Annotated in this window: 17 protein-coding genes; 9 read left to right on the top strand and 8 right to left on the bottom strand. The window is 65.9% G+C overall.

Annotated elements, in window-relative coordinates; translation table 11 throughout:
- Window positions 1-24: 24 nt before the first annotated feature.
- Window positions 25-1,020, bottom strand: coding sequence for a phenylalanine--tRNA ligase subunit alpha (pheS, locus tag ACOQPI_RS10545; RefSeq protein WP_420619605.1), 996 nt, complete (start codon window positions 1,018-1,020; stop codon window positions 25-27).
- Window positions 1,021-1,140: 120 nt separating this feature from the next.
- Here pheS and ACOQPI_RS10540 point away from each other — a divergent pair, with 120 nt between their 5' ends.
- The gene (locus ACOQPI_RS10540) at window positions 1,141-2,838 is read left to right on the top strand and encodes an N-acyl-D-amino-acid deacylase family protein (RefSeq protein WP_420619604.1); all 1,698 of its coding nucleotides are present in this window, start codon (window positions 1,141-1,143) and stop codon (window positions 2,836-2,838) included.
- Here ACOQPI_RS10540 and ACOQPI_RS10535 read toward each other — a convergent pair.
- Together ACOQPI_RS10535 and ACOQPI_RS10530 are read right to left on the bottom strand one after the other, a co-directional pair.
- On the bottom strand, window positions 2,835-4,007 hold the full coding sequence (locus tag ACOQPI_RS10535; protein ID WP_420619603.1) for a hypothetical protein: 1,173 nt from the start codon (window positions 4,005-4,007) through the stop codon (window positions 2,835-2,837). The genes ACOQPI_RS10540 and ACOQPI_RS10535 overlap by 4 nt on opposite strands.
- 15 nt (window positions 4,008-4,022) lie before the next feature.
- Window positions 4,023-4,331, bottom strand: a complete 309-nt coding sequence (locus ACOQPI_RS10530; RefSeq protein WP_420619602.1) for a hypothetical protein — start codon at window positions 4,329-4,331, stop codon at window positions 4,023-4,025.
- Window positions 4,332-4,818: 487 nt separating this feature from the next.
- On the opposite strand from ACOQPI_RS10530, the gene ACOQPI_RS10525 reads away from it, so the two are divergent.
- The 3 genes from ACOQPI_RS10525 to ACOQPI_RS10515 all read left to right on the top strand — a co-directional run bounded on the left by ACOQPI_RS10525 (window position 4,819) and on the right by ACOQPI_RS10515 (window position 7,015).
- A complete protein-coding gene (locus tag ACOQPI_RS10525) occupies window positions 4,819-5,406 on the top strand; it encodes a GmrSD restriction endonuclease domain-containing protein (protein WP_420619601.1) in 588 nt (195 codons plus the stop codon).
- Window positions 5,407-5,452: 46 nt separating this feature from the next.
- On the top strand, window positions 5,453-5,602 hold the full coding sequence (locus ACOQPI_RS10520) for a hypothetical protein (protein WP_420619600.1): 150 nt from the start codon (window positions 5,453-5,455) through the stop codon (window positions 5,600-5,602).
- A 183-nt stretch (window positions 5,603-5,785) separates the two neighbouring features.
- Window positions 5,786-7,015 (top strand): ATP-binding protein, encoded by a 1,230-nt coding sequence (locus ACOQPI_RS10515; RefSeq protein WP_420619599.1) that lies wholly within the window; start codon window positions 5,786-5,788, stop codon window positions 7,013-7,015.
- Window positions 7,016-7,029: 14 nt separating this feature from the next.
- Here ACOQPI_RS10515 and ACOQPI_RS10510 read toward each other — a convergent pair whose 3' ends face one another.
- Genes ACOQPI_RS10510 through ACOQPI_RS10495 form a run of 4 tightly spaced genes read right to left on the bottom strand, consistent with a single transcriptional unit; the run spans window position 7,030 to window position 11,976 of the window.
- Window positions 7,030-8,835, bottom strand: coding sequence for an SWIM zinc finger family protein (locus ACOQPI_RS10510; protein WP_420619598.1), 1,806 nt, complete (start codon window positions 8,833-8,835; stop codon window positions 7,030-7,032).
- 12 nt (window positions 8,836-8,847) lie between these two features.
- Window positions 8,848-9,522, bottom strand: coding sequence for a ribonuclease HII (locus ACOQPI_RS10505; protein WP_420619597.1), 675 nt, complete (start codon window positions 9,520-9,522; stop codon window positions 8,848-8,850).
- A gap of 13 nt (window positions 9,523-9,535) precedes the next feature.
- Window positions 9,536-10,882, bottom strand: coding sequence for a hypothetical protein (locus tag ACOQPI_RS10500; RefSeq protein ID WP_420619596.1), 1,347 nt, complete (start codon window positions 10,880-10,882; stop codon window positions 9,536-9,538).
- Window positions 10,882-11,976: an NAD(P)H-dependent glycerol-3-phosphate dehydrogenase gene (locus tag ACOQPI_RS10495; protein ID WP_420619595.1), complete on the bottom strand. Its 1,095-nt coding sequence runs from the start codon at window positions 11,974-11,976 to the stop codon at window positions 10,882-10,884. Before ACOQPI_RS10495 ends, ACOQPI_RS10500 begins: the two co-directional genes overlap by 1 nt.
- An 88-nt stretch (window positions 11,977-12,064) precedes the next feature.
- On the opposite strand from ACOQPI_RS10495, the gene cofC reads away from it, so the two are divergent.
- The 3 genes from cofC to ACOQPI_RS10480 are packed head-to-tail and all read left to right on the top strand — an operon-like array spanning window position 12,065 to window position 14,356.
- Window positions 12,065-12,640 (top strand): 2-phospho-L-lactate guanylyltransferase, encoded by a 576-nt coding sequence (cofC, locus tag ACOQPI_RS10490; RefSeq protein WP_420619594.1) that lies wholly within the window; start codon window positions 12,065-12,067, stop codon window positions 12,638-12,640.
- Complete coding sequence (locus ACOQPI_RS10485) at window positions 12,637-13,365, top strand: PIG-L deacetylase family protein (RefSeq protein ID WP_420619593.1); 729 nt, start codon at window positions 12,637-12,639, stop codon at window positions 13,363-13,365. Before cofC ends, ACOQPI_RS10485 begins: the two co-directional genes overlap by 4 nt.
- Before the next feature lie 19 nt (window positions 13,366-13,384).
- Window positions 13,385-14,356 carry an NAD-dependent epimerase/dehydratase family protein gene (locus ACOQPI_RS10480; protein ID WP_420619592.1) on the top strand — a complete coding sequence of 324 codons (972 nt, stop codon included), beginning with the start codon at window positions 13,385-13,387 and terminating at the stop codon, window positions 14,354-14,356.
- Between the two features lie 3 nt (window positions 14,357-14,359).
- On the opposite strand, the gene ACOQPI_RS10475 is transcribed toward ACOQPI_RS10480, so the two are convergent.
- A complete protein-coding gene (locus ACOQPI_RS10475) occupies window positions 14,360-15,271 on the bottom strand; it encodes an alpha/beta fold hydrolase (protein ID WP_420619591.1) in 912 nt (303 codons plus the stop codon).
- Between the two features lie 50 nt (window positions 15,272-15,321).
- Here ACOQPI_RS10475 and ACOQPI_RS10470 point away from each other — a divergent pair, with 50 nt between their 5' ends.
- Together ACOQPI_RS10470 and ACOQPI_RS10465 are read left to right on the top strand one after the other, a co-directional pair.
- Window positions 15,322-15,951 (top strand): RDD family protein, encoded by a 630-nt coding sequence (locus ACOQPI_RS10470; protein WP_420619590.1) that lies wholly within the window; start codon window positions 15,322-15,324, stop codon window positions 15,949-15,951.
- A gap of 47 nt (window positions 15,952-15,998) precedes the next feature.
- The gene (locus ACOQPI_RS10465) at window positions 15,999-17,186 is read left to right on the top strand and encodes an RDD family protein (RefSeq protein ID WP_420619589.1); all 1,188 of its coding nucleotides are present in this window, start codon (window positions 15,999-16,001) and stop codon (window positions 17,184-17,186) included.
- Window positions 17,187-17,230 lie beyond the last annotated feature (44 nt).

Genomic DNA, 17,230 nt, shown 5'->3' with positions numbered 1-17,230 from the left:
CAGATATTTGGGAACGGCGAACCATCAGAATTGCTCCAAAAAGCGGATGTCGTTGGTCCACAGCTCGCGCAGGTCGTCGATGCCGAACCGGATAAGTGCTAAGCGGTCGATGCCGAAGCCGAAGGCGAACCCCTGCCACTGCTCGGGGTCGATGCCGCAGGCCTCGAACACGTTGGGGTGCACCATGCCACAGCCCCCCAGCTCCAGCCAGGTGCCGTCGGGGCGCTGAATGTCGAATTCGGCTGACGGCTCGGTAAACGGGAAATAGGAGGGCCGCAGCCGAGAGGAGAAGCCAGGGCCGAAGTAGGCGGCAGTGAACGCCTCGATGGTCCCGGCCAGGTCGCCCAGGGTGGTGTGGCGGTCCACCACCAGCCCCTCGATCTGGTGGAACACCGGCATGTGGGTGGCGTCGGCGGTGTCCTGGCGGAAGCACCGGCCGGGGGCCACCACGTAGATTGGGGGCTCCTGGTTCTCCATCACCCGGGCCTGCACCGGGGAGGTGTGAGTGCGCAACAGGGTGGTGCCTGGCTCGCCGTAGTCCACGTACAGGGTGTCGTACATATCCCGGGCCGGGTGCCCAAGGGGGAAGTTCAGGGCGCCAAAGTTGTACCACTCGCTCTCGATCTCGGGACCTTCGGCCACCCGATACCCCATGCCCACGAACACGTCCTCCAACTCCTGCCAGGTTTGGGTGATCACGTGGAGATGGCCGCTGGCGGGTTGCTCGGTAACCTCGGTGAGATCGAGTCGCTCGGCCGCCAGCTTCTCGGCCCGGGCCGCGGCCGACAGCTCGGCCTCGCGGGCGCTCAGAATCTCGTCGATGGACGCCTTGGCCGCGTTCAAGGCCTGTCCGGCTTGCTTACGGGCGTCGGGCTCCATGTCGCCCAGTGCCTTGCGAGCCGCCACTAGAGGAGATCGCTTGCCGGTCATCGCGGTCCGCACCGCGCTCAGCTCATCGAGGGTGGTCGCGGCCGCCGCCTGTCGTTCGGCTTCGACCACCAATTGTTCTGGCTCAGCCATCGGACTCCACTATGACAACCCTTGTCCTTCAACACCGCATCAAATGGGCTCGATGCGATCTGCTAATTCTCCCTCAGAGCCGAGTCGGGTTTGGCGCAATTTTCCTCCTAAGGTTCTGGCATGGATTCAGGAGATTTGCTGGTTCGCGGGGGGACGGTGGTTGACGGCACCGGCGCTCCCTCCTATGAGGCTGACGTGCGGGTGCGCTCGGGAAAGATCGCCGAAGTGGGACCGGGACTTCGGCCCGACGGCGAGCCCGAGGTAGACGCCGGCGGCGCCTTGGTGACACCGGGGTTCATCGAGCCCCACACCCACTACGACGGATCGCTGTGGTGGGACCCCCACATCGACCCCATGCCGTCGCACGGCACCACAAGCGTGGTGCTGGCCAACTGCGGGCTGGGCCTGGCGCCGCTGCGAGAGGCCGACCGCAACCAGCTCATCGAGCTCATGTGCTTCATCGAGGATCTGCCCACCGACGCCTTCGAGACGGCCATCCCGTGGACGTGGGAGACCTGGCCCGAGTACCAGGCCGCCAATGACGAGCACCCGACGGCGCTCAACGTGGCCGCCTTCTTCCCCCATCAGACCCTGCGGATGTGGGTCATGGGCGCCGAGGCGTGGGAGCGGACCGCCACCGAAGCCGAGCGGGCCGAGATGGCCCACCTGCTCAACGAGGGCCTGTCCGCCGGGGCCTTTGGCCTGTCGACTTCGCTGATGGACTTGGACCGCCACAACCGGCTGGTGCCCAGCCGCATGGCCGACGACCAGGAGTGGGGCGACCTTCTCGACGTGGTGGCCGCCCACCCTGGCGCCACCTTCCAATTCGTGCCCCGGGCCTTCGAATTCGAGCACTTCCCCGGCGACATGGAGCGCATGGCCGCGCTGTGCCGGGATCGGGGAATCCGGGCCAACTGGGGCGGCTTCTTCGCCCAGGAGAACCGGGCCAAGGAGCGCAAGACCTCGCTGGATCTGGTGGAGCGGCTCAACGCCGAGGGCGGGGAAATGGCCACACTCTTCTCGGTGCGGCCCGGCTACGTGAACCTGCACTTCGAGCGGTCGATCATGTGGAGCGGCGTAGAGGCGTGGCACGAGTTGTGCAACGTGGACGGCGACGAGGCCAAGATGGCCATGCTGCGCGACGAGGCCTGGCGGGAGCGGGCCCGCCGCGACTGGGATGCCTGCACCTACACGCTGGCCCCCATCAACCGCCCCCACATGATCCTGCTGGCCTCCGACGAGCCCCGAAACGCCGAATGGGCCGGGCGCTCCATCGCCGATCTGGCCGACGCCCGGGGCGTACACCTGTCGGACGCGGTGGCCGACTGGCTGCTGGACAACAACATGGGCACCCACCTCAAGACCCAGCCCCAGCCGGTGGACAACGAGACGCTGGCCGCCATGGCCCGCTCGCCGCTGACGGTGAACGGGGCGTCGGATGCCGGTGCCCACATCCAGATGTTCGTCGGGGCCGGCGACGCCACCTTCTTCCTGACCGAGATGGTGCGCGAACTGGAGCTGCTCTCCATCGAGGAGGCGGTTCACTCGGTGACCGGCAAGCAGGCCGCGTTCTTCGGCATTTCCGGCCGGGGTTCCGTGGCCGAGGGCATGGCCGCCGATCTGGCCGTGTTCGCCCTCGACGAAATCGATCTAGGCGACGAGGTCCGAGTCGACGACCTCCCCACCGGCAGCTGGCGCTACAGCCGCAAGCCGGCCGGCTATCGGGCCACCGTGGTCAACGGCGTTCCCACCTGGGCCGACGACCGATCCACCGGCGCTCTGCCCGGCGCGTTTCTGCGCAACGGGGCAGTTGGCTAACCGTCTTCCCGCTCGGCCTCCCGGCTGAGTTCGGCCAAATACAAGGCTCGGGTAGCCAGCACCTCGCGAGCCTCGTGGGCCATGTCGTCGTAGAAGTGCTCCCGGTAGGCCTTGTCGATGATGGTTGACACTGCAAACTGAAGGGCGGACAACGTGGCGATGAAGCCCGACACCGCCAGCAACTCCCAGGTGAGCACCAGCTCGTTGCCGAAAAAGCCGAAGCGGGCCAGGGGATCCAGCGCGTCCGACGCCACCCACGACACGATGGTGGCCTCTCGCACCGCCAACAGGCCGAAGGCCACATAGAACGCTCCGATCACCACTCCGACGAGCAGCACTCGAACGGCTTGAGCAACGAACATCAGCAGTCCCAGATTCACCCGGTCCATGCGGTCGAGCGTCGGAACGGCGGATACAGAGAAGTCCACGGGCGGCGTCGCCGGCGCCAGCGGCGAATCACACCCGTCGATCAACTCACAGGCCTGCTCCCAGCTCTCAAAGCGGGCCAAGCCCACCAGCTCAGACGGCACCCGAACCGCCACAGAGCCAAGAGCTATGAGGCCGAACACCCCCAGCACGATGGCGTAGAAGGGCCAGGGGAAGTCATGGGCCACTTGCCACACTTCGGCGTTCAGGAACAAGAACGCGCTGAACACCAGAAGCAGCGGCAGAATTCGCCCTACCAATCGGCCGATCAAAGCAATCTGGTTGACGGAGTAGGCCCCGGCCCAGAACAGCATGGGGAGCAGCCCGAAGCTCACCACCACGTACGCCCCAATGAGCAGGGCGACGTTGATCAGCGCCAGGCCTGCGGTATCCGACAATCGATCTTCAGAGAACAAGGCGGGCAACGCGGGAGGAACCAGCACGAACACGGCCAGCTCAATGGCGCCCACCCGATCGGGAAGCTGGAACAGCCGCCGACCCCTCAGCCGATTGACCGCCGCCACTGCCCCCAATGCGATGCCCGCGCCGGCCCAGAACACGCCGAACTGCGCCCAGCCGTCGAAGCGGTCGCCAAAGGAGGCGAAAATCTCGACCAGAAACACCAGGGCCAAGAACGGCACGGCCCGGGTGAAGACATCGGTGCTGGCCCGGTAGTCGTGGATTACGTGGGGAACTCCCCGCCGGATGAACCAGCGCTCGGCGGCCTCGCGGCGAGAGGTCATCGCCTCTGCCGCCCGTCAGTCCCCTTCAGGGATAGTGGGCACCTCGACGCCGGGGCCGTAGTAGATGAACAGGTTGGCGATCAGGTCGCCGATGCCGTCCCCGGTGCCGCCTTTGGCCAGATCCACGGTGATGATGTTGCTGTTCACATGGATGGCGTCGACGCCGCCCCGGTCGAACAAACGGCGAGCCAGTTCATCCACCGGCCGCTCCCCAGCAACCTCTCGCCCGACGGAGTAATGCTCGTGACCAGTACCGGTGATGCTCCGGTTGATCTCATAGCGGATCACTCCCGGACGGCTCGTAGCCCTCTCCACAACAGTCACCGGCTGCCCCATACGCCCCGAGATCGTACCCGGTAGCCGCTACCGCACGGTCAATCAAGATGGCAGAGCGTAGACAACCCGTAAGCCCGGCGACGTCCATTGCGGGAAAATGGAAGTGATGCGCCGCGAGCCCACTCCCCGCCGTTTGCTTCTGACGATTGCCGCCGTCGCGACTGCTGCCCTTTTGTCAAGCTGCGTCTCACTCGACCGAGAAGAGCCAACTGCTGAGGGAACTCCCACGACGTTGCCCACCCCAACCCCCACTTCTCTGAGCCCGACCCCACCGGCCACCAGCCAACCCACACCCGGCCCGACCCCACCGGCCACCAGCCAACCCACACCCGGCCCGACCCCACCGGCCACCAGCCAACCCACACCCGGCCCGACCCCGACGTTGGCTGTTGCTCCCTCCCCACAACCTGACCCCACTTGGGAAGCCACCCCAACACCTGCTCCGACTGTGTCTCAGTCCCAAGGTTGGATCTCTTTGGCCGACCTCTTGTCCCGAGTCACGGTCACCGATGAGCAACAAGAGGGATACGACCGAGGTGATTGGGAGCATTGGACCGATGCCGACGGCGACGGCCTTGACACCAGGCAAGAAGTCCTCGCCGACGAAACCCTGGTTGATCCGCTGGTTGAAGGAGGAAGGATCCGAGAGGGCCAGTGGCACAGCTACTACGACGGAGAGGAAATCACCGTCGCCAGACAGCTCGATGTCGACCACGTCGTGGCCTTGGCCGAGGCTCATCAGTCAGGGGGTTGGGCTTGGGACGCTCTCACCAGACAGCTTTACGCCAACGACTTGACGCTTCCTGAGCACCTCATCGCCGTATCCGCGAGCACGAATAGAAGCAAGGGCGCCAGAGACCCAGCCGAATGGCTCCCTCCCGATTCCGAAGCCCTATGCACCTACTTGGCTTGGTGGACCACCATCAAATACCGGTGGCAGCTGACCATGGACCAGGCCGAGTACAACACCATCCTCCATCACGCCACCAACGACTGCGCCGATACCCAAATCGACCTAACCGCCGCCCAATCAGGGATCATCCGAGCCGACACGCCTGGTTAATCCCAGTGAAGTCAGTTCTGAGATATCTAGACTTTAAAAGACCACGGTGATTCCGCGAATGAAGTCGGAATCGTTGGAATGGAGTTCATTGGAGATCGTCAATGCCAAGCGGCGCCTTGAGCTGATCGGGCTGCTCAGTCAACCCGAGCGCTTTGACTTCGATACCGTTGAAACCGCCTGGGGCGGAGACAAGTAGTTGCCGCGGACCGCATGACCCGGTCGCGGGTGACCTTGGCCAGGACCGACACTGCCGCGATAGAAAGGGAGGTGGTACCGCAGTTGGAAATGCGCCAAATCGGCATCAACAGGTGCGCCATTTCGACATAAATCTATGCGCAGAAGCGACATCGCCTTCTCTGAGGCAGGATACGCTGGCACTGTGGAGAAGTATCTGGACCGCCTTGTGGACCCTTGGCTCACCGAAGTGATGGCGTCTGCGCCCGCTGTCATGATCACCGGTGCCCGGGCCTCGGGCAAGACCACCACCGCGCTGCGGCACGCGGCAAGCGTCGTTCGTTTGGACAACACGCCTGAGGCCCTTCCCTTCGAGGCCGACCCTGACGCTGCCCTGCGTGCACGCCCCGAGCCCTTGCTGCTCGACGAGTGGCAGGCGTGTCCGAGCGTGCTCGGGGCCGTCAAGCGGGCTGTGGACACCGAGCGCCGACCAGGGAGATTCATCCTGACGGGCTCAGTTCGATCCGAGGCCGATCCAGCACTTTGGCCAGGCACCGGCCGACTCATCAGGATGAACATGCACCCGCTAACGGTGCGCGAACAACTCTCCAAACCCCCTCGCCACTTCGTAAGCGGACTGATCAGCGGCGAGTCGCTCAATCTGCCAAGCGATCCCCCCGATCTGCGCGACTACGCCGAGGTCGCGTTGCGCGGCGGCTTTCCGGAGCCGGCGGTTGAACTATCCGGCAGCATCCGAGATGACTGGCTGCGCAGCTATATCGAGCAAATGCTCGCCCACGATGTGCCCGGAAATCGCAACGGGGAGGCTCAGGTCAAGATAGCTGAGTTCTTCCAGGCCTATGCCCTGAACTCCGCGGGGATCGTCAACGACAACACGCTCTACCAGGCTGTCGGGCTTGATCGGCGCACTGCACTCTCCCACATCAGGTTGTTGGCAGACATCGGAGTCATTGCCGAAATTCCAGCGTGGAGCAGCAACCGTCTTAAGCGACTGGCTCGATCCCCAAAGCGATATGTCGCCGACACCGGGCTGTGGGGTGCGGCGGTTCGAGCCGACTTGGACCTGGTGATGAGCGACGGCGATCTGCTCGGTCGCCTCGTCGACACCTTCGTCGCCAACCAGTTGCGGGCCGAGGCCGCCGTGGACCCGCTTCGGCCCCAGCTTTATCATCTACGCGACCGCGACGGACGCCACGAAGTGGACTTGATCGTCGACCTCGGTGCCCGCGGAATAATCGGAATTGAGATCAAAGCCCACAGTGCTCCCACGCTTGCCCACGCCCGTCATTTGATCTGGTTGCGCGACCAGATGGGCGACCAGTTCAAAGCAGGAGTACTGCTCCACACCGGGCCAGGCAAGTTCACTCTTGAAGAGCGCATCCACGCCATCCCGATTTGCGCCCTCTGGAGCTAGACGAGACAAGCCCTTCACCAGCCCTGGGCGTCGAGGAGAGCTTGGAGCTTGCGCTTGGGGCGGTGTTCGGCGCGAAGCCTCTCCAGCAGTGATGAGAAGCGACCCGGCTCGCCGGCCGAGTCTGCCAGTCGGCGGATGCGGGCTGCGAGATCGACCGCCGACTGGTACAGCTTCGCGTTCTTGCTTTCGACGGTCGCCAGAGCCGACTGCTCATACACCGCTATCGCATCCAGAGGGTGGTCGCGCTCCCGTGCCCGAGCCAGCGTGAGCCAAGTCTCCGATCCGGCGCCATAGTCGTTGGCCGCCTGCCAGGCTTCATCGATCATTCCCTCGTAGAGAAGGATGCTCACCAGTGCCGAAGCAGTCTGAGGAACAGGCGACCCAGGCCATCGAAACGCCGCATCCGGGGTTGATGTCCTGTCGTCTCCAACCCTTTGGCGGCTGCTCAGCGCGCCGCGGAGATGGTCTCCGCAGCGCCGCAGCCAATCCTGCTGGTCGTCCTCCAAGAGCAAGCGACTGTATGCCGACACCGACGGATCCGATGCGAACGCCTGCCAATAGAGTTCGACCGCGGCCCCATCTTCGCCGCGGTCGCGCAGCCTGCCGGCCAGAAAGTTACGAAGCCCGCCGGCCATGTATGACCTGCTGCCCCATTCGGCCAGGCCGCGACGGGCCCAGTCCATCGCCTCATCCACCCGGCCGACGCGATCAAGGACATCCACGATGTCCAAGTAGTCGTCGGCGTGCGGCCGGCTCAGGCTGTATACCTCGATGAGGAAGTCCGGATCCCGGGTGCCGAGCGCCCAGCCGGCCAGCGCATTTTGCAGTTTGAAGTCTCCGCCGAAACCGTGGTCGCCATCGATGTCGATCTGGGTTCGGTGCGAATCGAGACGCACGCGGAACGCAGCCAAACCCTCCGCGCCCAGAACCTCCCGGTAGGTGGCAGCGCACCGGTCGAAGCCGATCAAATCAGAGCCTAGTTCGAGCTCCACCAAGCGAGCGGCCAGACCGGCCGGGTCGGGTGGGTCGGCCTCGCAGGCCCGCAGGTGCAGTTCCGACAGCCGCTCGGAGAAACCGGTCAGCCAGCCGTCGGAATCGTCGACGTATTCGATGGCCTTCTCGGCGCAGCGGTGAGCGTGCTCGGCCAAACGGGCCGCAGCGTCGTGGTGGCCGGTATCACAGAGGCCGTCGAGAGCGTCGATCACCTCGTCGATCCCGGCGGCCCACCCAGGCGCCTCGTAATAGGTGATGAAGCCGCCGCGAGAATATTCGCCGGGGGCAAAGGCCCGGTCAATCCGACGACGCCACACCCCCGTGTCGGGACCAGCCCCTCGAGCGGCTTGGACCTCGGCCAACAGAAGCTCCCTCAAACGCCAATCCGACGCGGCCTGATCCAGCACGATCTCAGCCAGCCGCTTCGACCCGAGTCCCTCCACAAAAGCAGCCAAATCGTCGTCCTCAGCCGACGTCGACCCCCATGACGATCCCCTGCTCAGAGCGCGATCTTCCTTCTCGACCGACCTCGAACCCGTCCGCTCGTTCCCGGCCTCCAAAGACAGCGCGATCGCCACCGCGTGCTTGCAGAACGAGCCGTCTTCAGCAGCGGGGCAGGTACACGACCACTGCGGCCCGCCTTCGCCGACCCACAGCTCAACCATATACGGCATAGTCCCCCGAACCGTCGCCTGCAACCGCCCATCTCGAACCGCAGCCAGCTCGACCTTCCCACCGTCAAAATAGGCCAATCCCCGCCCGTACACACGCGACCCGGCCAAAGCCGCCACCGTCACGCCATCGAACACCTCGCCCAGCGATACCACTCTCCCAGTCAATCAGAACGGAAGGGCCGCATCCGGACCAGAGGGGATGCGGAGGTGGGACCAGCCGTGGGTGTCCATGAAGGCCCAGGAGCGGCGGTGCAGGGGGGTGGGGCCTTGGGCGGCTAGGGCGGCGCGGTGGCGGGGGCAGGGGTAGCCCTTGTTGCTGTCGAAGTTGTAATCGGGGTGGTCTTCGGCTGCGGCTCGCATGAGGCGGTCGCGGGTGACCTTGGCAAGGATGGACGCGGCCGCGATGGTCAGGCAGGTGGTGTCGCCCTTGACCAAGGACTGGGTCTTGCCGTTGCCCACGAAATCCCACCGGCCGTCTACCAGCACTGCGTCGGCTTCTAGGCCCAGGCCGTCCAGTGCCCGCCGAGCGGCCAGCCGCTGAGCCGCCGACATGCCCAGCTCGTCGCACTCGTCGTTGCTGGCGTGGCCTGCGGACCAGGCGACGCACCAATCGGCAATCCGGTCGAAGAGTCCCTCCCGTTCGGCTTCGGTTAAGGCCTTGGAGTCGCGCACCCGGTAGACCCTCCGGTCGGTGGGCAGCACCGCGGCCACCAGGGTGAGAGGGCCGGCCCACGCCCCTTTGCCCACCTCGTCCATGCCCACGACCACTTGGTGGCCCTCGGCCCACAAACGGCGCTCGACCGCCAATGTGGGGGCAGCCGACTTGAGTGCGGCCCGCATCTCTTCAAGGTAGCTATTGGGGTGCGGCCAAAAGCGTTTCTCCGGTCGGTTCCCGACTCGACCAGCTCTCATCCAGCCCGGGGGCTTGGATCACAACCGGTTCCTGGCCGGGCCGGGAGTCCAGCTCCCACAGCAGCGCGGGGCGGGCGCCGTGCCAGCGCACTGCATAGGACAGCGTTCCGAACCGAGTGGGCAGCCCGTAGACGGCCAGCGACCCTCCCCGCCATGCTGGTCGGAAGCCGGGAGCCACCAGCAGATCTTCGCCGTGGTCGGCCACCAGCTCGGACCGCAGCCCTTCAGCAGGAGGTTCAGCCGCATCCAGGTGGAGACGGCGGAGGTCTTGCGCGGCCCGATCCTGGCCCGCGGCGATCAAGAGGCGATCGACCGGATCAACCGGCACGGCTGATCCGACGCGGGCGGCAGCCTCCACCGCCTCGGCCACAGCCTCAACAAATCGAACCGCGGTTTTTTGGTCGCCCGTCAGGTCGTGGTGAACGGTGAACGCTGTCAACCGCTCAGTTGGCACCTCGGTGGTCCAACGGGCGGCGATCTCATCCAGCACCACCTCGGCATCGTCGTGGTAGCCGTGATGGTCGAGCCGCACCGACAGTTCGCAGAGTTCGGCAACGTCGAAGGTCTCCATGCGGCCGGTTTGCCCCAGCCATCGGCGGCGATTGCGGTCGATGCGCCGGGCCAAGCCCTCATCGGGCACCTCGATCCGGGTCCCTCGGTCCAGGTGGGCCTGCCAGCCCCGCACCACCGCCTCGGCGTCGGGCAGATCAGGGGGCGCCGGCACTTTGCCCCGGCCCAGCGATGCGCTCACCGCCATCCGGGCAGTATGGGGCAGCGGCCACACTGAGGCGGCCACGTCACGGCCCTTGCGGTCCAACCCTGTGGTGGCCCCGCCTTCAGCCTCAAGCAAAGCCTCCACGGCATCAGGCCCGACCGCAGCACCCGCCGGAGGACGATCCCACGCCAGCACCGGCTGGCCGCCGACGGTCACTCCGGTGGTCTCCACCGACAGCACCGACCCCGGAGCCTCCACCACCAGCGCAACGGCAAAAGCGGTGGCGGCGTCGTTTCCCACCTCCACCACCGCCGCCGCTGGCCCTCCGCCAGCGGCGACCGCCCACACCCGCTGCACCGCATCCCCGTCGGGCAACTTCATGCGGGTCTCTACCACCGCACCGGCCCCCACATCGCTCTGGCGCACGGCGGCCTCCTGCGATGCCCGGTGCCAGCGATCCGACGCCCCTACCCACCAGTCCAGCGTCCATTCCCCGGAACCGGGGCGTACCGACCCGCGGGTATCCACCTCCCCCCACCCGGGGGCACCGAGAACATCGAGAGGCTTGCTCATCAAGAAGATCGGGTAACGAACCGCCAGAGCCGGCGCAGCGGCGACCCCTTGGAATCCGCCTTCTCCGGCCACAATCGGCGGAAACGCGACGCCCTGGTCGCCTCTGGCTCGGGGCGGGTTTGGCGCCCCATCAGCACCATCGACGCCTCGGCCGCGGTCCGCGTGCCCTTGATCACCGCATGCACCTCGGTGCTGATGGGCATCTCCACGCTGTGCTCGGCGGCCAACTCCACTACTACCCCCGCGGTGAACACACCTTCGGCCACCTGGTCCATCTCGGCCACCACCGCTTTGGCCTTGCGGCCCAGTCCGATCTGCTCGCCCACATGGCGGTTACGACTCTGGGGACTTATGCATGTGGCCAGTAGGTCGCCCATCCCGGCCAGTCCGGCAAAGGTGTCGGCCCGACCGCCCATGGCGGTGCCGAGACGGCCCATCTCTGCCAACCCCCTGGTAATCACCGCCGCTCGGGTGTTGTCCCCCGCACCAAGGCCGTCCACCATGCCCGAGGCCAGGGCGATCACGTTCTTGAGGGTGCCGCCCAGCTCGCAGCCGATCACGTCGTCATTGGTGTAGACCCGGAAGCGCTCGGTGGTGAACACCCCTTGAAGGGCGGTGGCCACGGTGTCGTCGGCCATGGCCATCACCGATGTGGCCGCATGTCCGGCCAGGATCTCCTTGGCCAGGTTGGGGCCGGTGAGGGTGCCCGCAGGATGGGCGGGCGCCACCTGGTTGATGATCTCGGTCATGCGTTGGCGGGTGCCCCGCTCCAGCCCTTTGGTGAGGCTCACCACCGGCACCCACGGTCGCAGATGAGGGGTTACTTTCTCCAGGACTTGTCGGAACGCGGACGACGGAATCCCCATCACCACCACCTCGGCCTCCGCCACTGCCTGTTCCAAATCGGTGGTGGCCCGCAGATGGGGATGCAGATCGAAGCCGGGCAGATAGCGGGGATTGACTTGGCGCTCGTTCACGGCGGCGGCCGTCTTCGGATCGCGGCACCACAATACGGTAGGCTCGTTGTGCGCGGCCAGATGGGCAACCGTGGTGCCCCACGACCCTCCGCCGACGACCGCGACCCTGTTCGACATAGGCACTGAGCGTAGACGGATCAGTACCGAAACAGGCCAGTGGTACTGCGTATGGGCCGCCAGAGCCGATGGCCGTAGACTCCTGCGGGTGAGCCCAGGGCCGACGGTGGCGGTGTTGATCCCGGTGAAGGCCTTCGCCGAGGCCAAGCTCCGGTTGGCACCCGCTCTTGGGGCCGAGGAGCGGGCTGCTCTGGCCCGCGACATGGCCACCCACGTGGTTCAGTCGGCCGCTCCACTGGCAGTGGCGGTGGTGTGCGACGACGACGGGGTGCGCGACTGGGCCGAATCCGTGGGGGCCGAGGTGGTGTGGCGTCCCGGTACCGGGCTGAACGGCGCGGTGCGCAGCGGGGTGGACCACCTGCGAGATGCAGGTTTCGACCGGGTGATCGTGGCCCATGGAGACCTCCCGCGGGCCGGATCACTGACTCCGCTGGGTGACTGGCCCGGCATCACTCTGGTGCCCGACCGCCGCAACGACGGCACCAACGTAATCGCCCTGCCCAGCGACTGCCCGTTTGAGTTCTCCTACGGACGAGGCTCGTTCGCCCGCCACACGGCCGAAGCCCAGCGGCAGGGACGCAGCCTGCGCATTCTGCGCGACCCCGCCTTCGGACTCGACATCGACGTTCCCGCCGACTTGGACGAGCTGGCAGTGACGGCGTGAGGTCGCAGGATCTGGCCACCCCTGAGCGGGCGCTGGCCATCGGGGCCCATCCCGACGACATCGAGCTGAACACCGGGGCCACCCTGGCCAAATGGGCGGCCCGCGGCTGCGAGGTGAGCCTGCTGGTGTGTACCGACGGCTCCAAGGGAACCTGGGACCCCGATGCCGACCTGGACAAGCTGGTGGCCGTGCGCCAAGACGAGCAGCGCGAGTCGGCTCGGCGGCTGGGTGCTTCTGACGATGTGGTGTTCTTGGGCTGGGTTGACGGGGAGCTGGAATCAGGGCCGGAACCCCGCCGGCAGGTGGCCTCGTGGATCAGGACCCTGCGCCCCACCGTGGTGCTGGGCCATGACCCGTGGCGGCGATGGCGGCTCCATCCCGATCACCGCCATGCCGGCTGGCTGACCGTTGACGGCATTGTGGCTGCTCGCGACCCCCACTTCTTCCCCGAGCTGGGCATGGCCCCCCACCGCCCCGACGCCCTCCTCCTGTTCGAGGCCGACGAGCCCGATCACGCCGAGGACACCTCAGGATTCGAGTCGGCCAAGGCAAGAGCCATCGAGGCCTTCGTCAGCCAATACGAGACCACCCTGGACCTGCCCCCCAACCCCAGCCATGCCGACCTGGCCCGACTCCACGCGTGGGTGGCCGACAGGCTGGCCCAGGCGGGAGCAGAAGCCGGACTGGCTTCGGCCGAGCTGTTCAAGCTGATCGACGACCTCTAGAACCTGCGAAGGAGTTCCCATGCTGCAAGACCAGAAGATCCTCATAACCGGCATGACCGGTCAGATCGCCCTCCCCATGGCCGCCTATCTGGCCGAGCACAACGAGGTGTGGGGAATCGCCCGGTTCAGCGCCGAGGGCAGCCGGGAGATGGTGGAGGCCGCCGGAGTCCACACCGAGGTTGCGGACGTGGCCGACGGTGACTTCTCGATGCTGCCCGACGACTTCGACTACCTAGTCCACATGGCGGCTTTCCAGGGACAGGGCCTCGACTACGACTGGGCCATTCAGGTGAACGCCGAGGGAACTGGCCTGCTCATGGCCCACTGCCACAAGGCCAAGGCCGCGCTCATCGCCTCCACCTGCTCGGTGTACCACCCCCACCCCGACCCGTGGCACCTCTACACCGAGACCGACCGCATCGGCGACTGCCACGCGGTGCACGCCCCTACCTACTCGATGTCGAAGATCGGCGGGGAGGCGGTGGCCCGGACCATTGCCCGAGCGCTCAACCTGCCCACCACCATCGCCCGCATCAACGCCAGCTACGGGCCCAACGGAGGGCTGCCCGTGTACCACATGGACTGGCTGATGAACGACCTGCCGATCCGGCTGCGGGCCCCGGCCCCGTCGCCCTACTCCCCCATCCACCAAGACGACATGAACGCCCACGTTGAGCCGCTGTTGGCCGCGGCATCGGTTCCGGCCACGGTGGTCAACTGGGGTGGCGACGAGCACGTCAAGGCCGAGGACTGGGTGATGCTGCTGGGCGAGCTCTCCGGGAAAATGCCCGAGGTCTTCTACGACGCCTTCCCCGGTTCGCAGCCCGGCAGCGGGGCCGATCCGACCAAGCGGATTTCGCTCACCGGGCCGTGCCAGGTGAGCTGGCGAGACGGCCTGGCCGAGGTCTACGAAGCGCGCTATCCCGGCGGCCAGCCCGCTCCCGGCATCGGCGGCGCCGAGCGCCTCACTGCCGCTTACGGCAACGATTAGGGCTTAGCTCAGGCGAGAGGCCAGCAAGCGGGCCAGCTCCCGCGGCTGGTCGCCCTGGATGCTGTGGCCGGCGTCGGCCACCACGACCACCTCGGCGTCGGGCTGACGGCGTAGAAGCTCCTCGACATCCTCGTCGCCCACCACGCCTGAGCTCGCGCCCCGGTACAGCACCACCGGGCACGCCAGCGCGTCCACTGAGGTCCACAGGTCGGAGAACTCGGGGCTGCCCCCGCCCGGTTTGGCCGGATCGGTGAGCTTCCAATCCCGCACCGGGTCCCACCGCCAAGTCCAGCTTCCGTCAGGCTGCTCGAAGGCGTTGTGGATGATGCCCCGCCGCAGCGACGACTCTGTGCGGGTGGGGTTGAACTCCATGGTCCGGCCCAAGATGTCGTCGAAGCTCTCAAAAGTCTGGGGTCCGGAGATGAACTCCACGATGGGCTCGGCCTTGGCGTGGTCAGTGCCGGGAGTCACGTCCACCACCGCCAGCGAGGGCACGAGCTCCGGGTGGCGAGCCCCCAGGCAGATGGCCGTCAGCCCGCCCAGCGACATGCCCACCACCAACTCCGCCTGCGGAGCCAGTTCCCGGATGGCCACGGCCACGTCATCGGCCATCGACGGCGGCCAGTAGTCGTGCTCGGGTCGCCAGTCGGAGTGCCCATGACCGGGCAGATCAATGGCCACAGCCGGCTCCCCCAGCGCCAACACCACCGTGTCCCAAGTGTGGGCGTTCTGGGCGCCTCCGTGTATGAACACCACCCGGGGTGAGGCGTCGCCCCACACGATGGCGCTCAAGCCGAGCCCACTGGGCAATTCCACCCGCCACCGCTCCACCAGCGGCGCCCCGTCCCACTCAAGCCCCACCTCAGAGGCATTGTCCGCCAGCATGGAGAACTCGTCATAACCAGTCATCCGCATCAGCTTCCCGGTATCAGGTTGCCGCTGCCAACTACTACCCTGATACCAGCATGAGCGTTTCGTCCTGGGACCCCGACCCCACCGGCCGCCACCAGTATCGCTGGTGGGACGGCGAAGAGTGGACCGACCAAGTAGCTGACGACGGCATCCAGTCTGTCGATCCAATCACCTCTAGCGAAGCGAACCTCCCCCGCAATGCGCCACCATCGCCGCCTCCGCCTCCAGGGTCGGTCCCGGGAGTGCCAATGCCCGGTTCAAGGTCAGGGACCCCCGACCCACTTTCTATGCTGGCGTCGAAGGGCCGGCGGTTCGGGGCGTACCTGCTTGAGATCCCGCTGGCACTTGTCACCCTGGGCATTGGCTACCTCATTTGGATGCTTATCGTCTGGGCACGCGGCCAGACCCCGGCCAAACAACTGCTCAAAATGAGGGTGGTGCGGCTGGAAGAGCGCAGAGCCGCACACTGGGGATGGATGGCTCTGCGTAACTTCGTGCTGAGCACGCTGATTGCCATTCCCTTGGAGTTGATCTTTCCCGGACTCAGCATTCTCTGGCTATTGGCCAACGCAATCGCCCTGCTAGTCAGCAACCGGAATCAAGCGCTGTGGGACATGATGCTGAAGACGGTGGTGGTTCACGACCCCGACTACCTCTTCGACCGTTCCCGCCGTCAGTCGTAGACTGGGGCAGATGGCTAGTTGGGCGATTGGCCGTCCCCATCTGAACAATGAGCACCCTGGCCTGGTTCCCTGACCCCACCGGCCGTCACCAGTACCGCTGGTGGGACGGCGAAAGATGGACCCACTACGTGGCAGACGACGGCGTTGCCACCAGCGATCCAGTCGCTGGCCTCGACACCCTGCCCACCCCTTCTGATCCACAGGCCGCTGAGGCGGGACAATTTCACTTCGGCGGCCGAATGGCCGAATTCGGCGACGGGCGGAGCGTGACGCTAGCAAGTCCCGGCGCCCGGCTCGGGGCGAAGCTCATTGACTCATTCCTGGTCTCCACGCCACTTGCATTCCCCGCATTCTTCACAACGGAAGGGGACATCAACTGGCGCGATTTCGCCGGTATTTTCGTAACGTCACCAACCGTTGAAGATTGGATTGTCTTCGGGGTGGTGTTGTTCATCAGCTTCGTCTACGAGGTCGCGTTCACTGCCACAAAGGGCCAGACCTTGGGCAAGATGGCCGCGGGGATCAAAATGGTAGGAATCAAGGACGGCAGCATTCCCGGTGTCGGCATGGCGCTGCGCAGGTGGTCTATCCCCAGCTTGCTGGGCCTGGTCCCCTTCGCCGGGTTGATCTTGGCCCCACTGTGCTTTCTCGCTCTGACCTGGCGCCGGGACCGCCGAGGATGGCACGACTTGGCCGCAGGCACCATGGTGGTGAAGGTGAACCGGGCTGCGTCCCCCAAAGCAGTCTGGGCCCGCACCAAAACCGGTCAACCGGTGCTGCTGGCCACCCCTGGTGCCCGACTTGGGGCTCGACTGGTGGACTTCCAGATCATGATGTTCTTTTGGATTGCCCTCATCTTCCCCATTATCTTCGCTTTCGATGCTCTGGACTTTTGGGAAGACGCTTCCTGGCCTGGCTTAGGGATCTATTGGGTCATGATTGCACCCGTTTTCATTGTCGGCTTGCTCTATGAGGTCACGATGATCTCGGCCGGGGGGCGAACCCTGGGGAAGATGGCCACTGGAATTCATGTCATCCGCAAAGACAACGGCGACAGGCCGGGACCCGGCCGATCGATACGGCGCTGGGTCATTCCTGGGCTGCTACTGCTGATCCCATTTGTCGGGTGGCTGGCGACACTGCTCTGCCGCCTATCCCTCACCTGGGGCACCGACCGTCGGGGTTGGCACGACATGGCCGGCGACACCCTCGTTGTAGTCAAGCAGGCCCGGTAGCCGATCCTCGGGCAGGCGGATGTCCACTGGTTATGCCCCCGATA

This window comes from Candidatus Poriferisocius sp. (assembly GCF_965219815.1).
In the GTDB taxonomy this organism is placed as follows: Bacteria; Actinomycetota; Acidimicrobiia; order Acidimicrobiales; family Bin134; genus Poriferisocius.
The sequence above is the reverse complement of the archived record's forward strand: the minus strand, read 5'-3'. Positions and strand labels throughout refer to the sequence as shown.

What these genes read in the sequence shown, in the direction of transcription:
- pheS (WP_420619605.1), bottom strand. Translation starts at nt 1,020, where the DNA reads ATGGCTGAGCCAGAACAATTGGTGGTCGAAGCCGAACGACAGGCGGCG.
- ACOQPI_RS10540 (WP_420619604.1), top strand. Translation starts at nt 1,141, where the DNA reads ATGGATTCAGGAGATTTGCTGGTTCGCGGGGGGACGGTGGTTGACGGC.
- ACOQPI_RS10535 (WP_420619603.1), bottom strand. Translation starts at nt 4,007, where the DNA reads ATGACCTCTCGCCGCGAGGCCGCCGAGCGCTGGTTCATCCGGCGGGGA.
- ACOQPI_RS10505 (WP_420619597.1), bottom strand. Translation starts at nt 9,522, where the DNA reads ATGCGGGCCGCACTCAAGTCGGCTGCCCCCACATTGGCGGTCGAGCGC.
- ACOQPI_RS10500 (WP_420619596.1), bottom strand. Translation starts at nt 10,882, where the DNA reads ATGAGCAAGCCTCTCGATGTTCTCGGTGCCCCCGGGTGGGGGGAGGTG.
- ACOQPI_RS10495 (WP_420619595.1), bottom strand. Translation starts at nt 11,976, where the DNA reads ATGTCGAACAGGGTCGCGGTCGTCGGCGGAGGGTCGTGGGGCACCACG.
- ACOQPI_RS10480 (WP_420619592.1), top strand. Translation starts at nt 13,385, where the DNA reads ATGCTGCAAGACCAGAAGATCCTCATAACCGGCATGACCGGTCAGATC.
- ACOQPI_RS10475 (WP_420619591.1), bottom strand. Translation starts at nt 15,271, where the DNA reads ATGCGGATGACTGGTTATGACGAGTTCTCCATGCTGGCGGACAATGCC.
- ACOQPI_RS10470 (WP_420619590.1), top strand. Translation starts at nt 15,322, where the DNA reads ATGAGCGTTTCGTCCTGGGACCCCGACCCCACCGGCCGCCACCAGTAT.
- ACOQPI_RS10465 (WP_420619589.1), top strand. Translation starts at nt 15,999, where the DNA reads ATGAGCACCCTGGCCTGGTTCCCTGACCCCACCGGCCGTCACCAGTAC.